At 68.6% G+C, this 24,937-nt stretch carries 22 protein-coding genes and 1 tRNA gene; 8 read left to right on the top strand and 15 right to left on the bottom strand.

Going from position 1 to position 24,937, the window contains the following annotated elements; translation table 11 throughout:
- Positions 1-13: 13 nt before the first annotated feature.
- Genes DMP23_RS23245 through DMP23_RS23235 form a run of 3 tightly spaced genes read right to left on the bottom strand, consistent with a single transcriptional unit; the run spans position 14 to position 3,959 of the window.
- A complete protein-coding gene (locus tag DMP23_RS23245) occupies positions 14-1,426 on the bottom strand; it encodes an amidase (protein ID WP_337822493.1) in 1,413 nt (470 codons plus the stop codon).
- Entirely contained in the window at positions 1,423-2,739 is a 1,317-nt protein-coding gene (locus DMP23_RS23240; RefSeq protein WP_337822492.1) for an MFS transporter, read from the bottom strand. Before DMP23_RS23240 ends, DMP23_RS23245 begins: the two co-directional genes overlap by 4 nt.
- 20 nt (positions 2,740-2,759) lie before the next feature.
- Positions 2,760-3,959, bottom strand: coding sequence for a CaiB/BaiF CoA transferase family protein (locus DMP23_RS23235; RefSeq protein ID WP_337822491.1), 1,200 nt, complete (start codon positions 3,957-3,959; stop codon positions 2,760-2,762).
- Between the two features lie 105 nt (positions 3,960-4,064).
- On the opposite strand from DMP23_RS23235, the gene DMP23_RS23230 reads away from it, so the two are divergent.
- Positions 4,065-4,682 (top strand): TetR/AcrR family transcriptional regulator, encoded by a 618-nt coding sequence (locus tag DMP23_RS23230; RefSeq protein ID WP_337822490.1) that lies wholly within the window; start codon positions 4,065-4,067, stop codon positions 4,680-4,682.
- On the opposite strand, the gene DMP23_RS23225 is transcribed toward DMP23_RS23230, so the two are convergent.
- On the bottom strand, positions 4,664-5,239 hold the full coding sequence (locus DMP23_RS23225) for a DUF3885 domain-containing protein (RefSeq protein WP_337822489.1): 576 nt from the start codon (positions 5,237-5,239) through the stop codon (positions 4,664-4,666). The two genes, DMP23_RS23230 and DMP23_RS23225, sit on opposite strands and share 19 nt — an antisense overlap.
- Positions 5,236-5,904 (bottom strand): DUF4291 domain-containing protein, encoded by a 669-nt coding sequence (locus DMP23_RS23220; protein WP_443111281.1) that lies wholly within the window; start codon positions 5,902-5,904, stop codon positions 5,236-5,238. Before DMP23_RS23220 ends, DMP23_RS23225 begins: the two co-directional genes overlap by 4 nt.
- Positions 5,905-6,005: 101 nt before the next feature.
- Between DMP23_RS23220 and DMP23_RS23215 the strand changes: the two genes are divergently transcribed.
- Positions 6,006-6,881: a GNAT family N-acetyltransferase gene (locus tag DMP23_RS23215; protein WP_337822488.1), complete on the top strand. Its 876-nt coding sequence runs from the start codon at positions 6,006-6,008 to the stop codon at positions 6,879-6,881.
- Here DMP23_RS23215 and DMP23_RS23210 read toward each other — a convergent pair whose 3' ends face one another.
- Positions 6,882-8,108, bottom strand: a complete 1,227-nt coding sequence (locus tag DMP23_RS23210; protein WP_337822487.1) for an MFS transporter — start codon at positions 8,106-8,108, stop codon at positions 6,882-6,884. It abuts the gene before it with no gap.
- A 28-nt stretch (positions 8,109-8,136) separates the two neighbouring features.
- On the opposite strand from DMP23_RS23210, the gene DMP23_RS23205 reads away from it, so the two are divergent.
- Positions 8,137-9,330, top strand: coding sequence for a citrate/2-methylcitrate synthase (locus DMP23_RS23205; RefSeq protein WP_337822486.1), 1,194 nt, complete (start codon positions 8,137-8,139; stop codon positions 9,328-9,330).
- Positions 9,331-9,343: 13 nt separating this feature from the next.
- Here DMP23_RS23205 and DMP23_RS23200 read toward each other — a convergent pair whose 3' ends face one another.
- The 3 genes from DMP23_RS23200 to DMP23_RS23190 are packed head-to-tail and all read right to left on the bottom strand — an operon-like array spanning position 9,344 to position 12,022.
- A complete protein-coding gene (locus tag DMP23_RS23200; protein WP_337822485.1) occupies positions 9,344-10,312 on the bottom strand; it encodes an ornithine cyclodeaminase family protein in 969 nt (322 codons plus the stop codon).
- Between the two features lie 19 nt (positions 10,313-10,331).
- A complete protein-coding gene (locus DMP23_RS23195; protein ID WP_337822484.1) occupies positions 10,332-11,801 on the bottom strand; it encodes a sodium:solute symporter family protein in 1,470 nt (489 codons plus the stop codon).
- A complete protein-coding gene (locus DMP23_RS23190; RefSeq protein ID WP_037814089.1) occupies positions 11,798-12,022 on the bottom strand; it encodes a DUF3311 domain-containing protein in 225 nt (74 codons plus the stop codon). Before DMP23_RS23190 ends, DMP23_RS23195 begins: the two co-directional genes overlap by 4 nt.
- A 290-nt stretch (positions 12,023-12,312) precedes the next feature.
- Between DMP23_RS23190 and DMP23_RS23185 the strand changes: the two genes are divergently transcribed.
- Positions 12,313-12,807 (top strand): hypothetical protein, encoded by a 495-nt coding sequence (locus tag DMP23_RS23185; protein WP_337822483.1) that lies wholly within the window; start codon positions 12,313-12,315, stop codon positions 12,805-12,807.
- 25 nt (positions 12,808-12,832) lie between these two features.
- On the opposite strand, the gene DMP23_RS23180 is transcribed toward DMP23_RS23185, so the two are convergent.
- From DMP23_RS23180 to DMP23_RS23170, 3 genes are read right to left on the bottom strand one after another with little or no spacing between them, the layout of a single operon-like run.
- The gene (locus DMP23_RS23180) at positions 12,833-13,423 is read right to left on the bottom strand and encodes a TetR/AcrR family transcriptional regulator (protein WP_337822482.1); all 591 of its coding nucleotides are present in this window, start codon (positions 13,421-13,423) and stop codon (positions 12,833-12,835) included.
- Positions 13,420-14,442: a phosphotransferase family protein gene (locus DMP23_RS23175; protein ID WP_337822481.1), complete on the bottom strand. Its 1,023-nt coding sequence runs from the start codon at positions 14,440-14,442 to the stop codon at positions 13,420-13,422. The genes DMP23_RS23180 and DMP23_RS23175 overlap by 4 nt, the downstream gene beginning before the upstream one ends.
- The gene (locus tag DMP23_RS23170; protein ID WP_238605035.1) at positions 14,435-15,637 is read right to left on the bottom strand and encodes an acyl-CoA dehydrogenase family protein; all 1,203 of its coding nucleotides are present in this window, start codon (positions 15,635-15,637) and stop codon (positions 14,435-14,437) included. Before DMP23_RS23170 ends, DMP23_RS23175 begins: the two co-directional genes overlap by 8 nt.
- 127 nt (positions 15,638-15,764) lie before the next feature.
- Between DMP23_RS23170 and DMP23_RS23165 the strand changes: the two genes are divergently transcribed.
- Positions 15,765-16,529 carry an SDR family NAD(P)-dependent oxidoreductase gene (locus DMP23_RS23165; protein WP_337824437.1) on the top strand — a complete coding sequence of 255 codons (765 nt, stop codon included), beginning with the start codon at positions 15,765-15,767 and terminating at the stop codon, positions 16,527-16,529.
- A 449-nt stretch (positions 16,530-16,978) separates the two neighbouring features.
- Complete coding sequence (locus DMP23_RS23160; RefSeq protein ID WP_037814078.1) at positions 16,979-17,581, top strand: DUF3558 family protein; 603 nt, start codon at positions 16,979-16,981, stop codon at positions 17,579-17,581.
- Between the two features lie 887 nt (positions 17,582-18,468).
- Here DMP23_RS23160 and DMP23_RS23155 read toward each other — a convergent pair.
- The 3 genes from DMP23_RS23155 to DMP23_RS23145 all read right to left on the bottom strand — a co-directional run bounded on the left by DMP23_RS23155 (position 18,469) and on the right by DMP23_RS23145 (position 20,982).
- A tRNA-Arg gene (locus DMP23_RS23155) sits at positions 18,469-18,542 on the bottom strand.
- A 782-nt stretch (positions 18,543-19,324) separates the two neighbouring features.
- Positions 19,325-19,753: a peptidase inhibitor family I36 protein gene (locus tag DMP23_RS23150; RefSeq protein ID WP_205669918.1), complete on the bottom strand. Its 429-nt coding sequence runs from the start codon at positions 19,751-19,753 to the stop codon at positions 19,325-19,327.
- Between the two features lie 188 nt (positions 19,754-19,941).
- Positions 19,942-20,982 (bottom strand): LacI family DNA-binding transcriptional regulator, encoded by a 1,041-nt coding sequence (locus tag DMP23_RS23145; RefSeq protein ID WP_337822480.1) that lies wholly within the window; start codon positions 20,980-20,982, stop codon positions 19,942-19,944.
- A 156-nt stretch (positions 20,983-21,138) separates the two neighbouring features.
- On the opposite strand from DMP23_RS23145, the gene DMP23_RS23140 reads away from it, so the two are divergent.
- Together DMP23_RS23140 and ettA are read left to right on the top strand one after the other, a co-directional pair.
- Complete coding sequence (locus DMP23_RS23140; RefSeq protein WP_337822479.1) at positions 21,139-23,157, top strand: cytochrome c oxidase assembly protein; 2,019 nt, start codon at positions 21,139-21,141, stop codon at positions 23,155-23,157.
- 102 nt (positions 23,158-23,259) lie between these two features.
- Positions 23,260-24,936 carry an energy-dependent translational throttle protein EttA gene (ettA, locus tag DMP23_RS23135; RefSeq protein WP_037814074.1) on the top strand — a complete coding sequence of 559 codons (1,677 nt, stop codon included), beginning with the start codon at positions 23,260-23,262 and terminating at the stop codon, positions 24,934-24,936.
- Position 24,937 lies beyond the last annotated feature (1 nt).

Raw genomic sequence — 24,937 nt, 5'->3', positions numbered from 1 at the left:
CAGCTGCGCAACGCTATCGCCGGGCTGTTATTCCCGGGCGAGGCGCACCGAGCACCCGCTCCAGGTCAGCCGCGACGCGGAGCAGGAGCTCGTCGCGGTGGTGCGGAGCGACGAGCTGGACCGCGCACGGCAGGCCGTCCGGGCTGAGACCGGTGGGGACGCTGATCGCGGGATTGCCGGTGTCGTTGAACGGCGCGGTGAAGGCGATCGGGATCGTCCGCCGCTGGACGTCAGGGCCTTCCGCGGGCCAGGCGGTGGTCGGGGTGGTCGGGGTGAGGAGCAGGTCGCAGCGGTCGAAAAGTCCGGCGGCCCAGCGGTCTAGCTGCCCGCGGTATTCCCAGTAGCGCGAGAGTTCTGCTGTGGTGACGGAACTTCCGTGGTCGAGGAGGTCCGCGAACCAGGGCTCGAACCGGTCGCGGTGCGCGGCGAACTCCTCGGCGACCGCGGCGAACCGCTGGTAGGCAAGGACTTTCTGGCGCAGCTGGACGGCGGCCGGGAAGTCTTCAGCGTGTGGATGGACGATTTCGTCCTCCACGACGTCGTGGCCGAGTTCTCGCAGAACCTCGATCGTGCGGTCGACCGCGTGCAGCACCGCCGGTTCGGGCTCGGCGACGCCGAGGGTTCGGTGGACGACGATCCGCAGCGCAGGGGTCCGCTGCTCAAGCCCGTCCACATAGGACTTCGCCGGACGCGGAAGGGAGTACGGGTCTGCCGGGTCGAACCCCGCGGCGAGATCCAGGTGCAGCGCGGCGTCGCGCACCGTGCGGGTCATCGGCGTGAGACAGCTGTGCTGCGTCCAGGACGGAATCGCGGCCGGGCCGTGGGGAATGCGGCCGCGGGTCGGCTTGAACCCGACGATGCCGCAGAGCGCGGCGGGGATCCGGGTGGAACCGCCGCCGTCGCCTGCCGTGGCGAGGGAAACCAGCCCGGCGGCGGCGGCCGCGGCGGCCCCGCCGCTCGAACCGCCCGGCGACTTGTCGAGATTCCACGGGTTTCGGGTGATGCCAAAGGCTTCGTTGTGGGTCGCGATCGCGGCTCCCATCGGGGGAGCGTTGGTCTTGCCGATCACGATGGCCCCCGCCGCGCGAAGCCGGGCGACGTGGACGCTGTCGGAGGCGGCGGGCGGAGCGTCGCGGAAAGCTTTGGTCCCTCGGGTGGTGGGGAAACCTTCGGCGTCTTCGAGGTCTTTGACCGCGATCGGAAGTCCGGCGAGCGGCCCGGGCACGGCTCCGTGCGCGAGCCGGTCGGTCAGCGCCGTCGCCTCGTCGAGCGCGCGTTGGGGGTCGAGCGACACGACCGCGTTGAGGTCGCCGTTGATCGAGGCAATGCGGTCCAATGTGTGGCGCATGAGTTCGAGCGGCGAAAGTTCGCGAGTGCGGATCATCGCGGCGAGTTCGGTCGCGGCGGCGAAGGACAGGTCGGTCACGCGTGCTCCTGAGCCGGGCTGGTCGCTGGGCGGATGTTGGACGCTGGGGAAAGGCCGATGCGCGCGGCGTCGCGTTGCGGCCGGATAGCGAAAGCGGCGTAAGCGCCGGTCAGCACCATGATGGCGGCGCCGACGGCGAAAGCGGCCGGATAGCCGTAGTGGTCGATGAGGCTGCCGGTGACCGCGGGTGCGATGACCCCGGGCAGCGTGCTGATCGCGACAGCCAGCCCGAAAACCGTGCCCCGCTGCCGGACGGGCACGAGTTCGCCTGCCGTCAGGTACCCGAGCGGATAGGCGAGGCTGCCCGCCGCGAACGCGATCATGATCAGCACGACGCGCAGGCCGTCCGACGTCGTGAGAGGGAACAACGCCATACAGACACCGGCGAGCGCGACCGCGATCCCTTGCGTGGCACCGCGGGCCCACCGGCTCGAGACCCCGCGCCGGACGAGCCGGCCGGTCGCCGGGACGACGGTGAGGATCAGCACGATGCTCAGCGCGGCGTGCAGGCTGATCACCGTCGCCGAGGTCTTCGGGCCGAATCCGGCTTCGGTTTGCAGGTACGCGGGCAGCCAGGACGAGCCGAGCGCCAGCGACCAGTAAGCGCCGAAAGCACTGGCGAACCCGCCGAAAACCGTGCCGTTGAGCAGTAATTTGCGGTACGGGACACGTGCTGGTTCGGTGTTCGTGGCAGCCGCCGTCGGTGCGGCGTACGGCCCGTCGTGTCCGATCGGCAGCCACACGAGCGCCCAAAGTCCGGCGACCACCGCGAGAACGACGAACGCGGCCCGCCATCCGTAATCGGTGATGATCCAGGTGAGCAGCGGCGCGGCGACGAAGATCCCGGCCGAACCGCCGGTGAGCTGCAACGCGGTGGGCAAACTGCGGCGCTCGTCGGGAAACCATTTGTACAGTGCGTGCATGCTCATTCCGGACGCCGGGCCTTCGGCGGCGCCGAGCAGGACGCGGCTGGCGAACAGCGTCGGCACCGCGGCGAACGCGAGCACCGGCACCTGCGCGACGGCCCAGCACACCGCCAGCGCGAACAGGATCCAGCGGCTGGCGACCTTCGCGGAAAGCAGTCCGGCGGCGAGACTGGTGATGCTGAACAGCAGGTAGAAACTGCTCGCCAGCAGGCCGTAGGTGCTGTTGGACAGGTGCAATTCGCGCATGATCGGCACCGCGGCGAGCCCGAGCACCGCCTTGTCCGCGAAGTTGATGACCATGAAGACCGCGATGAGCGCGGTGACCGCCCAGGCCCGGCGGCGGATCGACCGGGGCGCGTCCGGGGACGGCGGCGCTGCGAAAGGCATGATCGGCTCCTTTGCCGGAATCAGATGACGCCGTCGCGGCGGAGGGTCGCGAGGTCGTCGTCGCGCAGGTCGAGCAGTTGGCGGAGAACGTCGTCGGTGTGCGCGCCGAGGCTGGGCCCGAGCGAGCTGATGCGTCCCGGGGTGGCGCTGAGCCGGGGGATCGGCGCGGCCATGGAAACCGTGCCGTGCTCCGGGTCCTCGACGTCGACGATGGTGCCGCGCTCGCGGTAGTGGACGTCTGCGGCGATGTCGGCGATCGTCATGATCGGCGAGGCCGGGATGCCCGCGTCGTTGAACACCCGCGTCGCCTCGTCCGCCGGCTGCTCGGCGACCCAGCCGGCGATGATCGCGTACAGCTCGTCGGCGTGCTCGGTGCGAGCGGCGCGGGTGGCGAACCGCGGATCGGCGGCGAGTTCCGGCCGGCCGATCACCGCGGCGAGCCGGCGGAACAACGGGTCGGTGCCGGCGTGGACGGAAATCCGCCGTCCGTCGGCGGTGTCGAAATCGCTGGCGGGCACCACGTGCGGATTGCGGTTGCCCATGCGGCGGCGCACCCGGCCGTTCGCCGAGAAGTCGAGCAACGCATCCTCGACCGCGCGGAACCCGGCCTCGTACAGGCCCAGATCCACGACCTGGCCGTTGCCTCCGTTGACGTCCCGCTCGTACAAGGCGACCATCGTCGCGAAAGCGGAAAGGTACGCGCCCATGTAGTCGATCACCGCGTAGCCGGACCGGACCGGAGCCCGTCCGGGTTCGCCGCTGACGTCGGTCAATCCGGCGAAGGCGCTGGCGATCCGGTCGAACGCGCCGCGGTCGCGGTAGGGGCCGGACAAGCCGTAGCCGGTCAGGTACACCAGCACCGCGCGGGGATTGAGCGCCTGCAGCGTTTCCGGGTCGAGGCCCCACTTCTCCAGCGTCGGCGGGCGGTAATTGGTGATCACGACGTCGAAGTGCGGCACCATCCGGCGCACCAGGTCCTGTCCGGCGGGCTGGCGCAGATCCACCGTGACCGACTTCTTGTTGCGGCCCTCCTGCAGCCACTGCAACGACCGGCCGCCCCGCTCGGCGGCCCGGCCGCGAGTGAAATCGCCGCGGCCCGGTTCCTCCACCTTCACCACCTCGGCGCCGAAATCGCCGAGGAACGTGGCCGTCACCGGCGCGGCCAGCACCGTCGCCACGTCCAGCACCCGCACGCCCCGCAACGGCAGCTCTGCTTCCACCACAACTCCCAACGAAGTGTTATTAACGAAACGTTGGTAACGAACCGTATAGAGTGGCCCGAGGCACAACAAGGCGTACTGACGAGTAACTTACGAGGGGACGGCGTGACCGAGCAGCCGAGCACCGCACCAACCCGACGCCGGCGGCGCAGCCGCGAGGAGACGAAGGCCGATCTGCTCGCCGCCGCCCTGCGGCTCCTTCGCCGCGACGGCGTGCTCGCGGGAATCAACCTCCGCGAGGTCGCCAAGGAGGCGGGCGTCAACCATGGGCAGATCTACGTGTACTTCGGCAGCCGCCAGGCACTGCTGCGCGCGGCGATCGCCCAGATGCTCGAACAAGACCGCCTTGACCCGAGCACACACTGGGAACAGCCCTTCGCTGAACGACGGCGAGCGATGTGGCACTGGGCGCTCCGGCAGCCGGACCTGGTCAAACTCGAAGCGCTGCTCGCCCTCGACGAGGACCCCGAACTAACCCCGTTCCCGGCGCTGGACCTCACCCGCCGCGCCCTGGAACGAGACAAGAGCGACGGCAGCCTCCCCGCCGACGCCGACGGAGAAGTCATGCACGCCATGGCTGCCGCCGCCTACTTCGGCTACTGCATCTTCCGCACGGCGTTCGCCCGGGACCTCGATGTGCCGCCGGAAGAACTCGACGCCCGGGCAGCCCGGGTCTACGACCAGATGGTGTCGGCGCTGGCCGCTCAGAAACCGGAGGGGTGAGCGGAAAGCCAGTCGGCGTGGCGACGTTTCAGTTCGTCGCGTTCGCCGGTCGTGGGCAGCAGGATGTCGGCACCTCCGTCGTACGGATGGTGCACGCGGTCAAACGACAAGCTGGCGATCATCACGTTGGCTGTGCCGTCGTCGGCAACGGTGCGGAGCAGGAGGTCCACCAGCCCCGTACGCCAACGTCGGCGGCCCGCGTAAAGATGGGTGTAGACGATGAATTCCGGGTCGGTCTCGCTCTCGTTCGCGCGCACGGTCGTCCAGTGCTCGGCACCTGGATTCCAGAGCGCGTGTCGCTCGGACAATGCCGGGGGCTCGGACGTCCCTGACCAGTCGGCGGTGACGATCCAGACCTCCTGCCCGCGGAACAATTCGTCCAGAACCGTGTTGTAGCGGTCGAGCACGATTTCGTACTCGGCGTCGGTGCCGGGATAGCGCTGGGATTCAGGCAGGCTGTGGAAACGCACCCATCGGTCGGGGTAGGCGTGCTTCAGGCCGTCGGCCAGCGGACTGCACTGGGGCCACTGCTCCCGCCACAACGCGGACAGCTTCACGCGGGCTCGTCGACTTGAGGCTCGCTGGCCCCGATCAGGCCGAGAATCGGCGCAGGCACGGGATAAACCCGCTCGACCGGCAGTTCCTCCCGCGCAGGATCGAGACGGCCATCGCTGACCTGGCGGTGGACCCGCTCCGCGAACGGGGTGATGTCCGTGATCCTGGTGATCCACTGGTCGAGATAGCGGTCGACAGCCTCGCCGGACAGCCCGATCTGGATAGCACGCCGGTTGAGCGGAGCGAGTGTCACCGATCGGTCCGGATCCCACTGAATCCGCACCGGACTGGCATTTTTGCGCTCAGCCCACTGCTGCTGGCTCGCGTAGGTCCCGGATTCGTAGCTGCTGAGGGCAGCGTGCGCGAGCGCCCATTCGAAGCCGTCCCGGGTGAGCTGGATTTCCAGGATCCGTTCCTGCCCCGGTTTGGCCGCCCACCCGGCGCGGTACATCATCCACAGGAACGAAGGCTTGATCCAGGTCATCCGCTCGCGCTTGAACGGTGCCACGAACGTCTGCGCTTCGACGGCCGCGCCGGCGATTTGCGGTGAGTACGCCTGATAGACGGTGATGGTCTGGTCGGTGAAACTGGCCCGCACGTCACGGCGAGGCATGCTTGGCGCGTCAGGTTTCGTGGGTGAGCGGTCGGGGATGAGCTGGCCGGGCACGTGCTTGCCTCCGTGGTCGTAACGAGAGACTCATTTTGCCTTGCTGGCAAGCGTTATGTCGCCTGAGAATTGGCGCGGGCCAGAAGGAGGGGGTTTGTTCAGTGAGTGAGGTTCGCCGGGTCACGCTTGATCCTTCGCAGGTCAAGCCGGGCTCGACGCTGCGGCCGATCGCGCGTTTCACAGTGGAGCGCGACGGAGTGGAACAGGCGTCGGCGGTGTTGGGACGGGCGGAGATCTTCGAGCGTGAACCCCTCGAGTACGTGGTTGCTCGGCTGTCTTGGCGAGAAGACGAGTCGAATGCGCGGGCCGTCGTGACCGCAGCGGTGGACGCGGCTCCGCCGGACGTTTCGGTCTACTTCCCGGTCAACGCCGCGGTGAGTTCCGACCACGCCGCGCGCCGAGACGTCGCGCAGGCGTGCGGGTTCGAGTTGTTCCAGGAGAAAGAGGGCTTCCGGTGGACCGACACCGGTCAGCCGCTCCCGGATTCCGCCGGAGTGCGGCTGGCACCGATGCCGCAGGTCGGGCGGGAGGCGTTCACCTCCGTGATCGGGCAATGCGTGGCCCAGACCCTGGACCGGACCGACGCCCTCGTGTTCGGCAGATACCAGCCGGAGCAATGGACCACCGCTTTCCTGGACCGTCACGCGTCCGACGCGGATGCCCAGTCGTGGTTGTACGCCGAGACAACAGACGGTGTGCCAGTCGGGTTCGTGGGCTTGGCCGAGCAGGAAGGGGATCCGAGGGTAGGCATGATCGTCCTGATCGGCGTCCTTCCGAAGCAGCGTGGCCATCGCTATGTCGACCAACTGCTGCTGGCGGCTTACCGCGCCGCCCGAACGCGCGGCTTCGCCACGGTCCGCTCTCTGGTCGATGTCGCCAACCACCCGATGATGGCAGCGATGGCCCGCTCCGGGGCGGATTCCGCTGCCGATCCATGGCACAGTTGGCTTTTCCGCACCGCGCCGCGTATTCCGTGATCACCCGCCAGCGAGGTAGGGGACAAGGGCGATGGTGCCAGCAGTGAGCGCCGCCGCGACCCCGAGCATGACCTGACTGCTGACGGTGCTGTGAAAGGCGGTGGCAGCGAAACTCCCGAGAGGGGTGGCTCCGAAAGTCAGGGCCCGAAAAACGCCGAGGACCTGGGCTCGCTGACCAGGGTTGGTGGCGCGTTGCCGCAGATTCATCGCCTGCACAGCCCACATCGCCCCGAACACGCTCCCCACGACCATGACAGGCGCGATAAGCCAAGGAGAGCGCAGCAACGGACTGAGGAACAGCAAAGCCCAGCCGATCCGAGTGAGCCGCATGATGCCGACGACTCCGAACAGCCGTTCAGCCCGGCTCGTGAGATACGCCCCGACGCCTGCTCCGGCCCCGACGAGTCCGGTAAGCACTCCGTAGGTCGCCGGGGTGAGACCGAGGCCGGTGTCGGAGTTGGCGTAGATGGCAAAGGCAGTCAGGTAAATGCCGTTGGCGATGCTGGTGAGACCGCTGATGGCGATAGCGGCTTTGAGGATCCGGCTTCGCCCCACGATCCGCAGGCCGCCCCGGACGTCGATCCTGCCCCTGGCCCCGCGCCGGCGCGGCCAAGGCTGCCGTACCGCGGCGATGCACAACGTCGAAACCCCGCAGAGCGTGCCCGACAGCAGCGACGCGGCCGAAGGCCAAACCGCGTAGGCCAGACCGGCGATCGGCGGTCCGAGGAACTGGTAGAAGACCCGAGTCGACACCGACAGCGCACCATTCGCGTCCGAGAGCCGTTCGCGGTCAACAAGTTCGGGGACAAGCGCTTCTGCCGCACCGTCGACAAACGTTTGGAGCACTCCCGAAGCGAAAACAGCCACGGCGAGAATCACGGCGGAAATGTGCCCGCTGGCGCTGACGACACCGACCGCGAGCATGATCGCCGCGCGCACGAGGTTGGCAACCTGGATCACGCGATGCGCGTCCATCCGATCCACGACGATTCCCGCGGGGATGGCCGCGACAAGCCACGGAATGCTCGCGAGAGTGAACAGGAGTCCGGCGAGGGCAGGGCTTTCCAGGGTATGGATGGCGAGAAGCGTCGCGCCGACAAGGAAAATGCCGTTGCCGGTGTCGGAGAGCGCGGTCGAGCACCACAAGCCAAGGAAACGCGCCCCGAGCCCACCCCTGTTCGGTTTGGCCATGCACTGACTCTGGCCAGAGACGATCAATGCTGTCAACGCTGATTGAGTCCACTATTGTCCGGTCATGGACGGCGAATGGATGACTGCGTCCGAGGCCGCGGAGAGACTGGGCGTCACTGTGCGCACCCTCTACGCCTACGCGAGCCGGGGAGTCCTGACCGCACAGCCCGTGCGCGGCGGTGGCGGCCGCCGTTCCCGTTACGAACGGGCACAGGTCGAGGCACTCGCCGTCCGGACGGCGAAACGAGAACGAGCGGGCCAGGTCGAGATTCGTGTCGAGACCGCTGTCACGGAACTAAAACCGTCGGGTGCGCTGACGTTTCGCGGTTATCCGGTCGAGGACTTGCTGGAGCGAAGTTTCGAGGACGTCGCGGAATTGCTCTGGACCGCGGAACTGCCCGCTGACCCGGTTTGCTGGCCGAGCGAGAACCACCTGGAGGCGACTCGCGTGCTCGCCGCGCTCCCCGAGACCGCGAGGGTGCTCGACAGGATGAGTGCGGTGGCAACGGTTCTGGGCATGGCGGATCCGGCACGACACGACCTCGGACCGGACGCTGTCGCCAACGTCGGCAGGCGGCTCATCCCGGCCATGGCCGCAGCGATCTCGGCGCCCTCGGATCCGCGTCCGCCCTCAGCGTCGGTCGCGGCCGCCATCACCGAGCGGCTCGCCCGCGACGACGGCCTTCCCTCGGCACCGATCGACCTGGCCCTGTGCCTGCTGGCCGACCACGAACTCGCGGCGTCCACCTTCGTCTCCCGGATCGCGGCCAGCGGCGGTGCGGATCCCTATGCCGTCGTGGACATCGGAATTCAAGCCATGCGATCGGTCGATCACGGCGGAACCGCCCGCGAGGTCCACCGAATGCTGCGTCGATGCGCGGAAGAAGGATTGTCCACTGTGGCCCCCGATGGCGTAGGCGAGTTGCCGGGATTCGGGCACCCGGTGTACACCGACTTCGATCCCCGGGCTCCGCATCTGCTGTCTGCTCTCGAGCGTGCCCACGCGGGCAGCGACCGCTGGAACCTCCTGCGAACGGTACTGGCTTCGGCAAGCCAACGCGGTCTGCCTGCACCGAATATCGACTTCGCGCTCGGTGCCATGGCTTGGCTCCACCACTGGCCCGAGGAAGCTCCGGTGGGATTGGTGGTCGTGGCCAGGACGGCAGGCTGGCTCGCCCACGCGGCCGAAGCTTACGAGCGACCGTCGCGGATCCGGCCCCGCGCGGTCTACCTCGGACCGCGGCACGCTCATCGCTGAACCCTGGCCTCGGTCATCGGTCGAGCGCGATTTCGACACCGAGCCCCTTGCTCACCACGCGCCGCAGCACCAACGCCGCCGTAGCGATGTCCTGGACTGCCACCCCGACTGAGTTGAACAGGGTGATCTCACTTTCCCTAGCCCGTCCGGGACAGACTCCCGCCAGCACTTCGCCCAGCTCGGTCGCCAGCTGCTCCTTGCTGATCACGCCCTCGTGCAGCGCGGTGAGCGTGGCACCCGACTCGGTCAACGCGGTATGCCTGCTGTCCACGACGACGCGGGCGCGCCGCAGGCATTCCGCGTCGATTTCGCGGTGGCGGGGGCGGGGCGGGGCGCCGACCACATTCAGATGCTGGCCCGCGCGCAGCCAGGTTCCGTGCACGATCGGGTCCACTGACGGGGTGAGCGTGCACACCACGTCGGCGGCCTGAACTGCTTCGGCAGGGGTGTCCGCCACGCGGATTTCGCACCCGGAATCGGCTGTCTCGTCCCGGAACGCCTGTGCGGTCGCGGGATTGCGGCTCCAGACCACCACTGTCCTGATCGGACGGACGCAGGAAATGGCCGCCAGGTGTGCTCGCGCCAGTGCACCGGCCCCGATCAAGCCGAGCACTGAGCTGTCCGGATTGGACAGTGCTCTGGTCGCTACCGCTGAAGCCGCCGCGGTGCGGTAGCGGGTGATGACCGCACCGTCCAACAGGGCTTCGGCGCGGCCGGTCGCGCTGTCGAGCAGAGTGATCGTCGACTGCTGGCGCGGCCTGCCTGCCGCCGGATTTCCTGGCAGGTCGGCCAGCAGTTTGACGCCCCCGGCACCGTCCACTGTGGCCGTCATCGGGACGAGAAGCCCGTCGTTGCCGGGGATCGGCGCGCACGAGCGGCCGGGCTGGGTGGCTCCGCCGAGCACGAGCTGGCGGTGCGCGTCCTCGACGGCGTCGATCACCTCGCGCAGGTCAAGGACTGCCTCGACATCCGAACGCGTCACGATGCGAACCATGTCTGCCTCACCGTTCGCCGGTCGCCGGAACCGGCTGGACTGTTTTCCTCGCCGGCGAAAGGATTTCGCGCGCCCGGCGGACGATCGGGATCTCGTGGTCGACCGGTTTGCCCGCATAGAGTGCGGACAAGCCCGCCGCGACCGCCGCGTTCACCGCGGCCGCGATCAGGCCGCTGTTGACCACTCCGCCGACCGGAGCCTTGCTGAAGTACAAGAACGCCACGGTGACGCAGCCCGCGATCAGCCCGACAGCCAGCGGGACCGCGCGCAGCTTGCGGAAGAACAGCACGCCGAGCCAGGCCGGCACCAGTTGCGCGGTCAGCGACAGCGCCAGGTTGAGGAACGTCAGCATGATCGAGGACGCGAACGTCGTCAGCGCCGCGGTGCCGACCAGGAACGCCGCCATGATCGGCTTGAGCCTGCCCTGCGCGGCCGCTTGCGAGCGCTTCGGCAGGATGTTGCGGGTGAGCACGCCGCTGAACATCAGCGCGTTGCCCGCCAGCACCAGCACCCCGGCCAGCCCGGCGCCCGCCGCGACGAGGCCCACGATCCAGTCCGGCGCGAGTTCGCGGGTCACCTCGAGAAAGACCGAATCGGCGTTGTGCAGGCCGGGCCTGGTCTGCAGGCCGTAATAGGCGGCGAAGACCAGCAACGGGTACATCAGCATGTACAACGGCATCCAGATCACGGACTTCTTCACCCCGGCCTCGGACCGCGCGGAGAACAGGAACTGCGCGGGAAGCGTGAGGTAGAACTGCAAGGACTGCATGAGAATCGTGGTCATCGCGAAGACCAGCCCGGCGCCGCCGACGGTGGCCAGCCGCGGCGCCGTTTCGACCACGGCGAAAACTCCGGGCACGCCCTTCGCCGCGATCACCGCCGCGATGCCGGCGAGCATGATGCCCAGCAGCATGAACACGTCTTTGACGATCGCGACGAACGCGGTCGAGCGCATGCCCGACGCGGCGACGTAGACGAACGCGATGACCCCCGCTCCGACGATCGCCTCCAGGCGGGTGACCGGGATGCCCAGTCCGGTGAGGACCGTCTGCAGCCCGATGAACTGGAAGATCGCCCACGGCACCAGCGCCAGCACGAACGAGACCGCGGTGAGCCGTTCCAGCAGCCGGTTGCGGTAGTGGCCGTACATGACGTCGGCGACGGTGACTGCGTCGTACGCCTTGCCCGCGCGCCACACGAGCGGAGCGAGGAAGTAGCCGAGGACGTAGCCCGCCAGGATGTAGCCGATGAACCAGATCCCGTAGGAGGCGCCTTTGGCGTAGATGCCGCCCGGGAAGCCGAGCATGGTGCCGATGCTGTAGATCTCACCCACCGCGAGGAAAAAGATCAACCGGCTCGGCAACGCCCTCCCGGCGACCAGCGTGGCGACCGCGCCCTTGCCGGTCCCGCCGCGGCGAGCGGCCAGCGCCACCCCGATCGACAACGCCATGACGACGGCGAATACCGCTGCGATCATTCTTCTCCGCCTTCCACTCGCCGGTACTGCGCACGATCGAAGAACCGCCACGACGCCCACAGGCAGAGCGTCGTCAGCGGCAGCCAAGCGAACAGCCACGCGAACACCAGTGGTATGCCGAATACGGTGGCGGTGCTCTGACTGCAGAGCGGCACGCCGACGAAGATCGCCAGCCCGGGCAGGCCGAGGGCGATCACGAGAGACCAGCGACTTCCGAGCATGAGACCTCCTGAAGCCTGGGACGGCACCCGCCGGGACGACAGCGGCCGGGTCGGTTGCCCGGCTCCGGATGCGGTGTCCCGGAGGCAATTTGGTATACCAGAACTACGGTAAGAGGGCGGCGAGGTCCAGCGACAGGTCCAGTTGTGAGCCAGATCTCAGTGCCAGATGGTAGGCCTGGCTGAGCGTCGCGGGTCTTCTGACTCCGGCGGTCGTCCGAATATTGCGATTCCCCGAAATGCTGCCGCGAGCGTATGGTCCCTCGTCGTCCCAGCCCCCCGGGAGGCTTCTGATGCTCGAAGAAGATTTCGTGCGCGATCTGCGAAAGCTGGCGCATGAGACCGGGCTGGAGGAGGATTCGTTCGAAAGCGGCCATGCTCGCTGGCGCGTATATTCCGCCGCCCTGCGGATTCCTGGCAGAGCCGACCAACTGATCTCAGTGCTCGGCCATGAGCCAGACGAGGCAATTGCTGTTTCGGTTGCCTTGAAGTGCCTGGAGGAGCTTCCCGAGTCGCTTCGCGAGATGGTGGCGAGCGCGCTTCCTGTTGGTAATTCACAAGAGTTCGTCAGAGCGCGCATGGCGGATCTGTCGGTTCTCGATGTGCTCGTTTCGCGGCCTGGTGATCAGGTGGAGCCAGCTTCGATGGAACGCTGGTCGCCGTGGCTGCAACTGCGGGCCGCGACCTCTTCCTCTCGGCAGCAAGTGCTCGAGTACCTGGCTTCCTCGGGGCGCACGAAACGAATCAGACAGACGGCACTAGCTCGGGCGAAGGAATTGAGCAGTTGAGATCAGTGTCGATCGCACTGATGCGTCAGTCTCCCGCAGCCTGGCGGTAGCCGACGAGACGCAATGCGTGATCGTCGTACGCGTACGCCAGCGCGTCCTCCGCGAGGTCGCCGTCCTCCCGGTACCAGACGGAAATGCCCATTCCCATGTCGAGAACCGCGTAAGACGCCAGCTTCGGCGAGCGCGTGTGGAACACCCCGGCCGCGGCGCCTTCTTCGATCAGTTCGCGGAATCCATTCTCGTAGCGGGTTCGCTGTGCCACCACCTGGTCATGCGGTTCCGGTTCCAGGTTACGGATTTCTCGCGTTCCCACGAAGGCTTCGAGCCGTCGTCGGGCGTGGAAGCGCACGTGGGCGTCCACCGCGCGGCGGAAGCGGTCTACTACGTCGTCGGTGCTTGCGGTCGCCTGGTCGAAGCCGTTCTGCAGGTCGCGCATCGTGGCGGTCATGATTTCGGCCAGCAGGTGCTGTTTCGAGGGCACGTGCTTGTAGATGCTGGGGCCGCGGATCCCGACGGCGGACCCGATGTCGGCCATCGTCGTCGCGAGGTAACCGCGTTCGGCGAACAGGGCGAGCGCCGCGTCCCGGATCTGGTCGATCCGCTCTTCGGAGCTCATGCTGCCGGGTAGGCGCGCAGGCCCGCCGCGACCAGTTCGGGGACGGCTTGCCCGACGGTGTCGAACCCGTCGCCGACGGTCTGCCCGGCCAGGTGCCGGGCGTGGATTCCTTCGGCGATCACCGCGATCTTGAAGTATCCGAGCGCCAGGTGGAAGTCCAGATCGGACAGATCGCGGCCGGATTCGCGTGCGTAGTACTGCGCCTGGGTTTCCCAGGACGGCAGGCGGTCGTCGGTGGACGCGGCGCCGCCCGGAAGGACCGGGGCGAAGGCCGGATCGCGGTACACGAGGCTCAGCGCCAGGTCGGCTAGCGGGTCGCCGAGCGTGGCCATTTCCCAGTCGACGACTGCCCGGACCTCGGCCGGGCGGCCGGTGCCGAGGATGGCGTTGTCGATGCGGAAGTCGCCGTGGACGATGGCGGCGCCGGACTCGGCGGGCACCGCGGCGGAGAGGCGGGCGTGCAGCGTCTGAAGGTCGTCGAGTTCGCGGGTCGCGACCCGTCGCCACTGGTCGGCCCAGCGGTCGACCTGACGCCGGAGATACCCGGCTGGCCTGCCCAGCCCGCCCAGGCCGACCTCGGCGTAGGGCACGGCGTGCAGCCGGGCCATGGTCGTCATCAGCGTCTCCGCGATTTCGGCGAGTTCGGCGTCGCTGAGCGGGTTCAGGTCGGCCGCGGTGCGCAGTGCCGGACCGTCCACATGCGACACGATGGAGAACGGCGTACCAAGCACCGCTGGATCTTCGCACAGGGCAACCGTCCGGGCGACGGGGACGGCGGTGTTCTGCAGGGCGTCGACAACCCGGTACTCGCGACCCATGTCGTGCGCGGACGGCGTCAAGCCGCCCAACGGCGGGCGGCGCAGCACCCATCGCACGCCGTCTGCGCGCAGCAGATACGTGAGGTTGGAACGGCCGCCGGACAGCAGTTCCGCTTCCACCGGGCTGGTGAAGCCGGGGACTGTGCGTCGCAGGTATGCCTCGAGCGCGGGTACGTCGAGGCCGACGGGCGAATCAGGCATCCGCGGCCGTCCTCGCCTGCTTGGCCGCGCGCTTGGCGATCGCCCAGCGGTGGGTCTCGGACGGGCCGTCGTAGATCCGGAACGGCCGGACCTCCCGCAGGAACCGGGACAGTGGCACATCGCCGGAAACGCCCAGCGAACCGCAGAGTTGCAGCGCGCGGTCGACCGTCCGGTACACCGCCTCGGCGGTGAAGGTCTTGGCGATCGAGACCGATTGCGCCGACGGCTGGTCCAGGTCGAGTTCCCAGCACGCGCGCAGGATCAGCGCGCGGGCCGCGGCGATGTCGATCTCGTTGTCGGCGATCATCTGCTGCGCCATGCCCAGTTCGGCCAGCCGGGAACCGAACAGCCGCCGTTCGTTGGCGCGCTCCAGCGCGATGTCCTGTGCCCGGCGGGCGATCCCGAGCCACCGCATGCAATGCGTGAGCCGGGCCGGGCCGAGCCGCACCTGCGCGTACTCGAAGCCCCGGTCGACCTCGCCGAGCACGGCGTCGTCCGGTACGAAGCAGTCGTCGAAGACGAGTTCGCAATGCCCGCCGTACAGCGACTCGTCGAGAGTCTCGATGTGACGCACCATCCGCATGCCGGGGTTGTCCGCGTCGACGAAGAACATCGTCGCGCCTCCGCGGTCGCCGGGCGCGCCGGACGTCCGGGCCATGCAGATGGCATAAGCGGCACCATCAGCGCCGGTGATAAACCATTTGCGGCCGTTGAGGACCCAGCCGCCCGCCGCCCGCGCCGCGTGGGTGGTCAGCGCGGCAGGATCCGCGCCCGCGCCCGGCGCCGGTTCGGTCATCGCGAAACACGACCGGACCGCGCCGGTCGCCAGCGGGCGGAGGTACCGCTCCCGCTGCTCCGGAGAGGCGATCCGCTCCAGCATGTGCATGTTGCCCTCGTCCGGCGCGGCGATGTTGAGCGCCAGCGGCCCGAGCAGGGAGTAACCGGCTTCCTCGAACACCGGGGCCCGTCCGCGCATGTCCAGCCCGTGGCCGCCGTACTCGGCGCTGACGTGCGGCGCGAAAACCTCGGCGTCCTTGGCGGCCTGCTGCAGCTTGCCGCGCACGGCTTCGCCCTCGTCGCCGGTCAGGACGCCGCTGGACGCTTTCTCCGCGTCGAGGACGGTGTCCTTGACCAGCCGCCTGGTCCGGTCCGCTAGAGCGAGCACCTCGGGGTCCTGCGCGAAATCGACGGCCATGCGGTCCTCCTGGCTAATTGAGATTAGCTGAGCGAGATCTAGGGCGTTAGTTGTCCGTCAGTGTAAGGCTAACGTACATTAGCTGCTCGCGGCGCCCGTCGCGAGGAAGGCGAAGGAGAGTGGCGTGATGTCGGTACTGGACCTGTTCCGGCTGGACGGCAAAGTCGCGGTGGTCACGGGGGCGAGTTCCGGGCTGGGCGCCGGATTCGCGCTCGCGTTGGCCGACGCGGGCGCGGACCTGGTCCTCGCCGCGCGCCGGACCGAACTCCTCGACCGGACGCGCGCCGCGGTGGCCGAACGGGGCAGGCGAGCGCTGGCCGTGGCGACCGACGTGCGCGACCCGCGTCAGTGCGACCGGCTCGTGGAGGCCGCGCTGGCCGAGTTCGGGCAGGTCGACGTGCTGGTCAACAACGCGGGCATCGGCACCGCGGTACCCGCGCTGCGCGAAGAACCGGACGAGTTCCGCAAGGTCATCGACGTCAACCTGAACGGCGCCTACTGGATGGCCCAGGCGTGCGGCCGCGCGATGGGACCGGGGTCGAGCATCGTGAACGTCGCCAGCGTGCTGGGGCTGATCAAATCCTATGTCCCGCAAGCCGCGTACGCCGCGAGCAAGGCCGGGCTCATCGGCCTGACCCGCGACCTGGCCCAGCAGTGGTCCGGCCGCAAGGGAATTCGCGTCAACGCGCTCGCGCCGGGCTATTTCCAGAGCGAGATGACCGCGGAAGTGCCGAGCGAGGGTCTGGCGGAGTTCATCCGCTCCACGAGCCCGCTCGCCCGGATGGGAGAACAACACGAACTGGACGCGGCGATGCTGTTCCTCGCGTCACCGGCGTCCGGCTACGTCACCGGCACGACACTCGCGGTCGACGGCGGAATGTCCATGCACTGACTGCGTCGCGGGGCGACCAGTCGGCGTGCGTACTGGACGCAGCACTCGGCTGTGGGTGTTCCAGGGGCGGCTGACCGCGGATACGTCCGTCTACTGTGGACGGACCTGCCCGGTGGCCGAGGTGCCTGCGGAGATGGCACGCCACGCCCGATGCGGCGGTCCGGGTCCTCCGCTCGCGGACAAGTCAGCCGCGAATTGGTTCTTCGAGGTTCGGCGCATGCGGACAGAGCGCCTTCACCGCCGCCGGCCTCATCAGCCTCGGGCGGGTCTCGACGATATCGGCGTGGCAGGCCGCGCCTTGTGTGAAGGGCGGGCACAATCTCGATGGTGATCACGGAGACTTCCTCGTCGTCAAGGAGCCCGGATCGCAACCGCGCAGCACTGAAGCTGGGTGGGGCAAGATAATCGCGACACGTTGAACCAGCAGGCTAAGGGAGTCTGAGCACCAGATGCCGCACCGCACCGTCCGACTCGCCACCGCTGCCGTCGCCACGATCGGCTTGCTCGCCGCCTCCGCCTGCGGCGGTGAGACCGGCGGGACCGGAGGAACTGCTCAGCCGCCGGCCAGCAGCCCGGCCGACAGCGGCGGCTCGGGGCCCAAGGTTCCGGCCCCTCTGCCTACCAAGGACTTGCTCGCCGATCCGTGCAGCGTGCTCAACGCCGCGGAGGCAGCACAGGTCGGTCTCAAGTATCCCGGCGAGAAGAGCTCCGGCGTGTTGAACGGGTGCCGCTGGACTTCCTCCGGAAGCAACCTGAACTTCGTCAACAACACGCCGATCGAGCAGAACAAGCGCGGGATCAGCGACATCTACGACCAGAAGGCCAAGCAGGCCTACTTCGAACCCACCACCGTCAACGGCTACCCGGCCGTCTTCGCCGGTACCGAGGACAGCCGCTCGAACGGCATCTGCACCCTCTGGGTCGGCGTCACCGACCAGCTCGCCGTCTCGGTCCTGCCGAACATCAGCATGGGTTCGAACAAGAAGGACCCCTGCAGCATCGCGAAGAAGTTCGCCACCGCGATGATCGGACATCTCCAGGCGGCGTCGTGATCGGCACTCGACCTCTGCGCGGGCTCAGGCGGGAAGCTCAGCTCGTCTTGTCCATGTCGTGGTCGGAGGGGATCCAGCGGTTACGCCTTCCGCTCGGCGGCGTCCGGCTTCTGGTCTCCCCGATGCGCTGATTCGACCAGCCTGATTACCAATCCAGCCCTGTTACGCGCTGGGCAGCTTCGGGTACGAGGAGCGCGGATACCCGCGTTCGCCTCCGCTGATGCGAGAGCGGGAAAGCTGGCTCTTGTCGTCGGAGCGGGCTAGCCCAATGTGGTTGGCGGCTAGGCGGCTTCGTCCGTTGCGGTGGTCTTTGTGGACGGTCGGTGCGATGGCGTTACCGGCTGGCGGGCGAGGTCGATGCCAAGGGTGAGTGCCCGGGTGACCGGCGGACTCTGGTCGGTTGGTCCGGCACCTCGGCGGCGCGCTGGTTCGCGGCTGGTCGCGGGGTGCTCGCGGTCAGTGATCGTGGGTGACGGGCGAGGTAGTGGAGTTTGCGGAGATGCCGCTGGACGAGCCCGGCGCGGCGCGCTTCCTCGAAGAGAACTCGGGCTGCTCGGTTCCGCGTTCGCCGGCTGGGACTGGGACGGTCGGACATAGGGGTTCCTGGCGTGGGTGAGCTGGCTGAGGGCAAGATCACGAGTGCGGTTCGACCTGGTTGAGGCGTCGTGATGCCGAGTGACGGCGGGGTGCTTCTGGACGGGCGGGAGTGCCGACTCGGGGCAATGCCTTGCCGGAGACGTCGGATGCGCTTCGACCGCGTCCGGCAAAGGTATGGGCCGGCTGATTTCCGGCCTTCGGCCGGGCCTGGCCAGGGATTCCCCTGACCAGGCCGTTTGTGCCCCCGGGAGGGCTGTATGCAGACGGTCCCCATGGGACCGTCTGCGGAGTGCCCCCGGCAGGACTCGAACCTGCGACCTAGAGATTAGAAGGCTCTTGCTCTATCCAGCTGAGCTACGAGGGCCCGGGTGGCTGACAGCTGCTGACCTCCAGCATGGGCAGCTTAGTCATCGCCAATCTCTCGATCGTTCGACACCGTCGAATCGTTTCAGCTTCCGTTCGTCGGATTTGCGGGTCTTCGGGGGCGGAATGCCACAGCGTGCGACGGTTCCGGTACGCACTGCGCGGGGGAGCGGCCCGCTGCTGCGGCTGGACTGGGGTTTGTGCAGCTTGCGCACCTGGATCTCCTGAGCGGGGCGGCGGGACGGGGTTCGGGGGCGGGCGGTGCGGCTGGACAGACTGTGGCGATCTTGTGATGTAAGGCGTCTGGCCAGGGCGGGGGCGATTGGGCGGTTCGGCGGTTGCGGTCGGTCTCCAGGGTGTTCGAGCGGTGCTGGACCACCTCGGCCCGGCAGGTGGGGGCGCGCACGAACTCGGACATCACGTCCGCGCACGTCAGGGCCCGTGTGTGAGCTCCTGCCGTCAGGTTCCGCGCGGGAATCTTGGCGTCAGGCAGGTCGGTCCTGCTGAGAGCAGCGGCCAGCCGCAGAGCACAGCAGACCTGCACCCGAACGGGGCCGAACCGCATGGGCCGCGGTGGAGGACAGGGAGCCTCGCCTCCCGCCCCCGGGTCGGGGGCCGGGAGCGGGAGACGAGGGGCCCGTGGGCGCAGTGGTTCCGGGCTGCGCGCCCACGGGCCTGGGGCCGCTCGGGGGTGCGGCCCCCGGGACAGGCGGCACTAAGGCTGCGAGTCGACTCGGCCTGGAGCGGCCTCGTTCGCCTGGCCCGGTCTCGGGAGGGCGGGGCTTATTCCCACACTTTCAGGGCACGCACCGCGAACGGGGACTGCGGGACGTACGTGCCACCGCCCGGATAGGTGATGAAATCGCCTTCCGTCGAACAGTCCGCTCCTTGGTAGATGGTGACGTCGCGGGTCATCCGGTTGACGAAGGAATGGCCTTGGAATCCCTCGGGCAGGGGAATGCAATCACCCGGATTTGCCGTGCGCAGGTCATAACTCTGCACGCCGCCCGAATAGGTTTCGGTATCCCACAGGCAGAACTCGCCCGCACCGCAGGCGGGAGCGGGCGGAACGGCCGGGGCGGCTTGGGCCAGGCCGGAAGTGGTCAGGAGACCGGCGGTGACCAGCAGCAATACCCCGGGCAGGCGGGACGCGGCGGCGGGCCGGGAGCGGCGGCCGGGGAACGGCAGGGACGGCAGCAGACGGCGGAACATCGTGGGAACTCCCCCTCAATCGAAGCGATGCCGGGCGAAGGAGCCGGCGGGTATCCCGGGAAACCGGGCATGTCTCCACCTTGGCGGGTTCCCCGTGATTTGTCTGCCCGCATTCCTACGTCTGTGGACAAGTAGTTTCGCGTCACCCGGACGAGACCTAGTTGTCCACAGATCGCCGAGCGGTCTTGCTAAATCGCGGCGGTGCTTTCCCGGACGGCCAGCGAGACCGGGAGTTCGACAGGCGGCGGAACTGGAGCGGCGGCGAGGAGGTCCATCACCAGTTCTCCAGCCACGCGGCCCTTGCCCGCGAGGTCTTGGCGCACGGTCGTGAGGGGTGGTTCAGACCACGCGGCTTGCGGGGTGTCGTCGAAGCCGACGATCGAAACGTCGGCAGGCACCCGCAGGCCCAGCCGATGGGCGGCGGCGATCGCGGCGAAGGCCAGCTGGTCGGACATGCACAGCAAGGCCGTCGGACGCACGGAAGCGGTCAGCAGGTCCGTCGCGGCGGCGCGGGCGGTTGAGGCGGAGAGCCAGGGGGCTTCGGTAATGGTGACGTCGGTGATTCCGGCGGCGGCCAGCGTGTCGAGGTATCCGGCGAGGCGTTCGCGGGTGCCGTGGAAAGGGCTGGTCACCGCAGAAAGACGCGGGGCGGCCAGGATTCCGAAGCGGCGATGGCCGAGTTCCACTAAATGGTGAGCGGCCAACGAAGCGCCGCCGCGGTCGTCGCAGCCGACTCGGGCCGTGTCGGGGAGGGGCGGCTGGTCGATGACCACCAGCGGCAAACCCCGGGTCCGCACGGCTTCCAGCGCGGGAGTGCCGTCGGCGAGGGAGTACGCCACGGCGATATCCGCTTGTGCGGCCAGCACTCGCGACGCGGGCGGGCCCTCCTGGGCCTCTCGGCCGGGCAGCAGCAACAGCGCGTTGCCGGTGGGTTCCACGGTTTTCGCGAGCGCGTCCAGGGTGATCGACAGCGCGGGGTCCGAGAAGGCCGCCGACAGCGACGAATCCAGCAGGAAAGCGATCGCGCCGGTGCGGCTCGTGGCGAGGCTGCGGGCGGTCGGGTTCGGGCCGGGGTAACCGAGTTCACCCGCCACCCGCAGAATCTGCTCCCGCAACTGCGCCGACAGCTGGTCAGGCCGGTTGTAGGCGTTCGACACAGTGGCGCGCGACACCCCGACCGCCTCCGCGACGTCGTCCAGCGTCGGGCGGCGGCGACGGCTGCTGGTCATCGGCGGAGCATAGAGGAAAGCGTTGCCGTGCACCGGATTCCGTCCGGGAACCCGCCTCGACCAGCGCAAACACCGCAAGCGAGCGTTCCGGCGCGAAACCCGGCGAGCGCCCCGCCCCGCGCACCGCCGCGTGCGCGACCGGCCTACTCTCGTACCGTGAGCTCGGAACCTGTGACGAAACCCGCCCCGAACCGCGGCCGCAAGACGAGCGTGCTCCCGCTGCTTTCGGTCGGAGTCGTGCTCGGCGCGGTCGTCGCGGTCGGGCTCGTCGCGCTCACCGGCGGCGCGGGCTACGTCATCGCCGGGCTGCCGGACCCGGGACTCGTCACCCGCTATGGCGTCACGGTCGTCCGGGTGCTCGCCGAAGCGGCGTCGGTGGTGTGCGTCGGCGGGCTGCTGCTGGCCGCTTTCCTCGTGCCGCCCCAGAAATCCGGCACGCTCGCGCCCGAGGGGTACGCCGCGGTCCGCACCGCCGGGATCGCCGCGTGGGTGTGGTTCGCCGCCTCGATCCTGTCCGTCGCCTTCACCGCCGCGGACAGCGCGGGCAAGCCGTTCGGCGACGTCCTTTCCCCGGACACCCTGCTGAGCCTCGTCGGCGCGATCGAACAGCCCAAGGCGTGGCTGTGGACGGCGCTGATCGCGATCCTGCTCGCCCTCGGCTGCCGCCTGGTGCTCAGCTGGGGCTGGACGGCGGTGCTGTTCTTCCTGTCCGTCGCCGGGCTCGTCCCGGTCGCGGTCACCGGGCACTCGGCCAGCGGCGGCTCGCACGACCTGGCCACCAACAGCCTGCTGTTCCACCTCGTCGCGGCCGCGCTGTGGGTCGGCGGGCTGCTCGCCGTGCTCGCGCTCGGCTGGCGCCGTCGCAGGAACCTCAGCCTCGCCGCGCAGCGGTTCTCCAAGCTAGCGCTGGTCTGCTGGGTCGTGATGGCGGTGTCCGGCATCGTCAACGCGCTGGTCCGGATCAACCTCGGCGACCTCTTCACCACCGACTACGGCCTGCTCGTCGTCGCCAAGATCGTCGCGCTGCTGCTGCTCGGCGTCTTCGGCCAGCAGCAGCGCAGCCGCGGCGTGGCCAACCTCGTCGACGGCAAGGGCGGCAGCCAGTTGCTGCGGCTCGCCGCCGTCGAGGTGCTGATCATGTTCGTCACCATCGGCATCGCCTCCGGCCTCGCCCGCACGCCGCCGCCCGCGGACGCGGTCACCCAGCCGGGCACCGTCGAACTCCTCATCGGCTACGACCTCCAGGGCCCGCCGACGTTCTGGCGGCTGCTCACCGACTGGCGGTTCGACCTGATCTACGGCACCCTCGCGATCGTTCTCGCCGGGCTCTACCTGGCCGGCGTGCGGCGGCTGCGCAAGCGCGGCGACACCTGGCCGGTCGGCCGGACCGTCGCATGGCTCGTCGGCTGCCTCGTGATCCTGCTGGCCACCTCGTCGGGCATCGGCCGGTACGCGCCCGCGATGTTCAGCGTGCACATGGGCACCCACATGCTGATGTCGATGGTCGCGCCGGTCCTGCTGGTGCTCGGCGGTCCGGTCACGCTCGCCCTGCGCGCGCTCCCGCCGGCCGGCCGCGAAGCCCCTCCCGGACCGCGCGAATGGCTGCTGGCCGCCGTCCATTCGCCGGTTTCGCGGTTCCTGACCAACCCGATCGTCGCCCTGCTGCTCTTCGTCGGGTCGTTCTACGCGCTGTACTTCTCCGGCCTCTTCGACAGCGCGCTCAACTACCACTGGGCGCACCTGGCGATGAACGCGCACTTCCTGCTCGTCGGCTACGTCTTCTACTGGCCGGTGATCGGCGTCGACCCTTCGCCGCGGCGGCTGCCGCCGATCGGGAAGCTCGGGATGATGTTCGGCGCCATGCCGTTCCACGCGTTCTTCGGCGTGATCCTGATGAACATGCAGACCGTGATCGGCCGCGAGTTCTACACGGCGCTGAAGCTGCCGTGGGTCGGCGACCTGCTGACCGACCAGCGCCTCGGCGGCGGCATCGCGTGGGCTTCGGGCGAGGTGCCGGTGCTGCTCGTGCTGATCGCGCTGCTGGTGCAGTGGGCCCGCCAGGACGAGCGCGAGGCGAAGCGGCGCGACCGGCGCGAGGAGACCACCGGCGGCGAAGAACTCGCCGCCTACAACGCGATGCTGAAGAACCTCGCCGAGGGCAAACGGGCGGAATGACTCCCCGGATTTGATATCGCCGGAGTGAGGACGACCTGACCCTCGGTAGCGCGGTGGTAACCGCCGTCAGGCCGCCGGAGGAGCCACTCTACGATCGGTGGCATGGCCGAGTTCATCTACACCATGAAGAAGGTGCGCAAGACCGTCGGGGACAAGGTGATCCTCGACGACGTGAGCACCGCGTTCTACCCCGGAGCCAAGATCGGCGTCGTGGGCCCGAACGGCGCCGGCAAGTCGACCGTTCTCAAGATCATGGCGGGGATCGAGCAGGCCAGCAACGGCGAGGCTTTCCTGCAGCCGGGCGCGAGCGTCGGCATCCTCATGCAGGAGCCGGAGCTGAACGAGGAGAAGACCGTCCGGCAGAACGTCGAGGAGGGCCTCGGCGAGACCAAGCAGAAGCTCGACCGCTACAACGAGATCGCCGAGCTGATGGCGACCGACTACAGCGACGCGCTGATGGAGGAGATGGGCCAGCTCCAGGAGGAGCTGGACCACGCCGACGCGTGGGAGCTCGACTCGACCGTCGAGCAGGCGATGGACGCGCTGCGCTGCCCGCCGCCGGACGAGCCGGTCACCCACCTCTCCGGCGGCGAGCGCCGCCGCGTCGCGCTGTGCAAGCTGCTGCTCTCCGCGCCCGACCTGCTGCTGCTCGACGAGCCCACCAACCACCTGGACGCCGAAAGCGTGCTGTGGCTGGAGCAGTTCCTGGCCACCTACAAGGGCGCCGTCCTCGCCGTCACCCACGACCGGTACTTCCTGGACAACGTCGCCGAGTGGATCATGGAGCTCGACCGCGGCCGCGTCGTCGGCTACGAGGGCAACTACTCCACCTACCTGGAGAAGAAGCGCGAGCGGCTCGAGGTCCAGGGCAAGAAGGACGCCAAGCTGGCCAAGCGGCTCAAGAGCGAGCTGGAATGGGTGCGGTCCAACGCCAAGGCGCGCCAGACCAAGTCCCGTTCCCGGCTCGACCGCTACGAGGAGATGGCCGCGGAGGCGGACAAGCACCGCAAGCTCGACTTCGAGGAGATCCAGATCCCGCCGGGCCCGCGGCTGGGCAGCGTCGTGGTCGAGGTCGAGAAGCTGCGCAAGGGCTTCGACGACCGGGTCCTCATCGACGGGCTCTCCTTCGACCTGCCGCGCAACGGCATCGTCGGCGTGATCGGCCCGAACGGCGTCGGCAAGACCACCCTGTTCAAGACCATCGTCGGGCTCGAGGAGCCGGACGGCGGCTCGGTCAAGATCGGCGAGACGGTCAAACTGTCCTATGTGGACCAGAGCCGCGGCGGGATCGACCCGAAGAAGACCGTGTGGGAGGTCGTGTCGGACAAGCTCGACTACATCCACGTCGGGCAGACCGAAATGCCCTCGCGCGCTTACGTGAGCGCGTTCGGCTTCAAGGGCCCGGACCAGCAGAAGCCGGCCGGCGTGCTGTCCGGCGGCGAGCGCAACCGGCTCAACCTCGCGCTGACGCTCAAAGAGGGCGGGAACCTGATCCTGCTGGACGAGCCGACGAACGACCTGGACGTCGAAACGCTGGGCTCGCTGGAGAACGCGCTCGAGCAGTTCCCCGGCTGCGCCGTCGTGATCTCCCACGACCGGTGGTTCCTCGACCGGGTCGCGACGCACATCCTCGCCTGGGAAGGCACCGACGAGGACCCGGCGAAGTGGTTCTGGTTCGAGGGCAACTTCGAGGGCTACGAGAAGAACAAGGTCGAGCGCCTCGGCGCCGAAGCGGCTCGTCCGCACCGGGTCACCCACCGCAAGTTGAAGCGCGACTGAC

The sequence above is a fragment of the Amycolatopsis sp. A1MSW2902 genome (assembly GCF_017312175.1).
Taxonomy (GTDB): Bacteria; Actinomycetota; Actinomycetes; order Mycobacteriales; family Pseudonocardiaceae; genus Amycolatopsis; species Amycolatopsis nivea.
The sequence above is the reverse complement of the archived record's forward strand: the minus strand, read 5'-3'. Positions and strand labels throughout refer to the sequence as shown.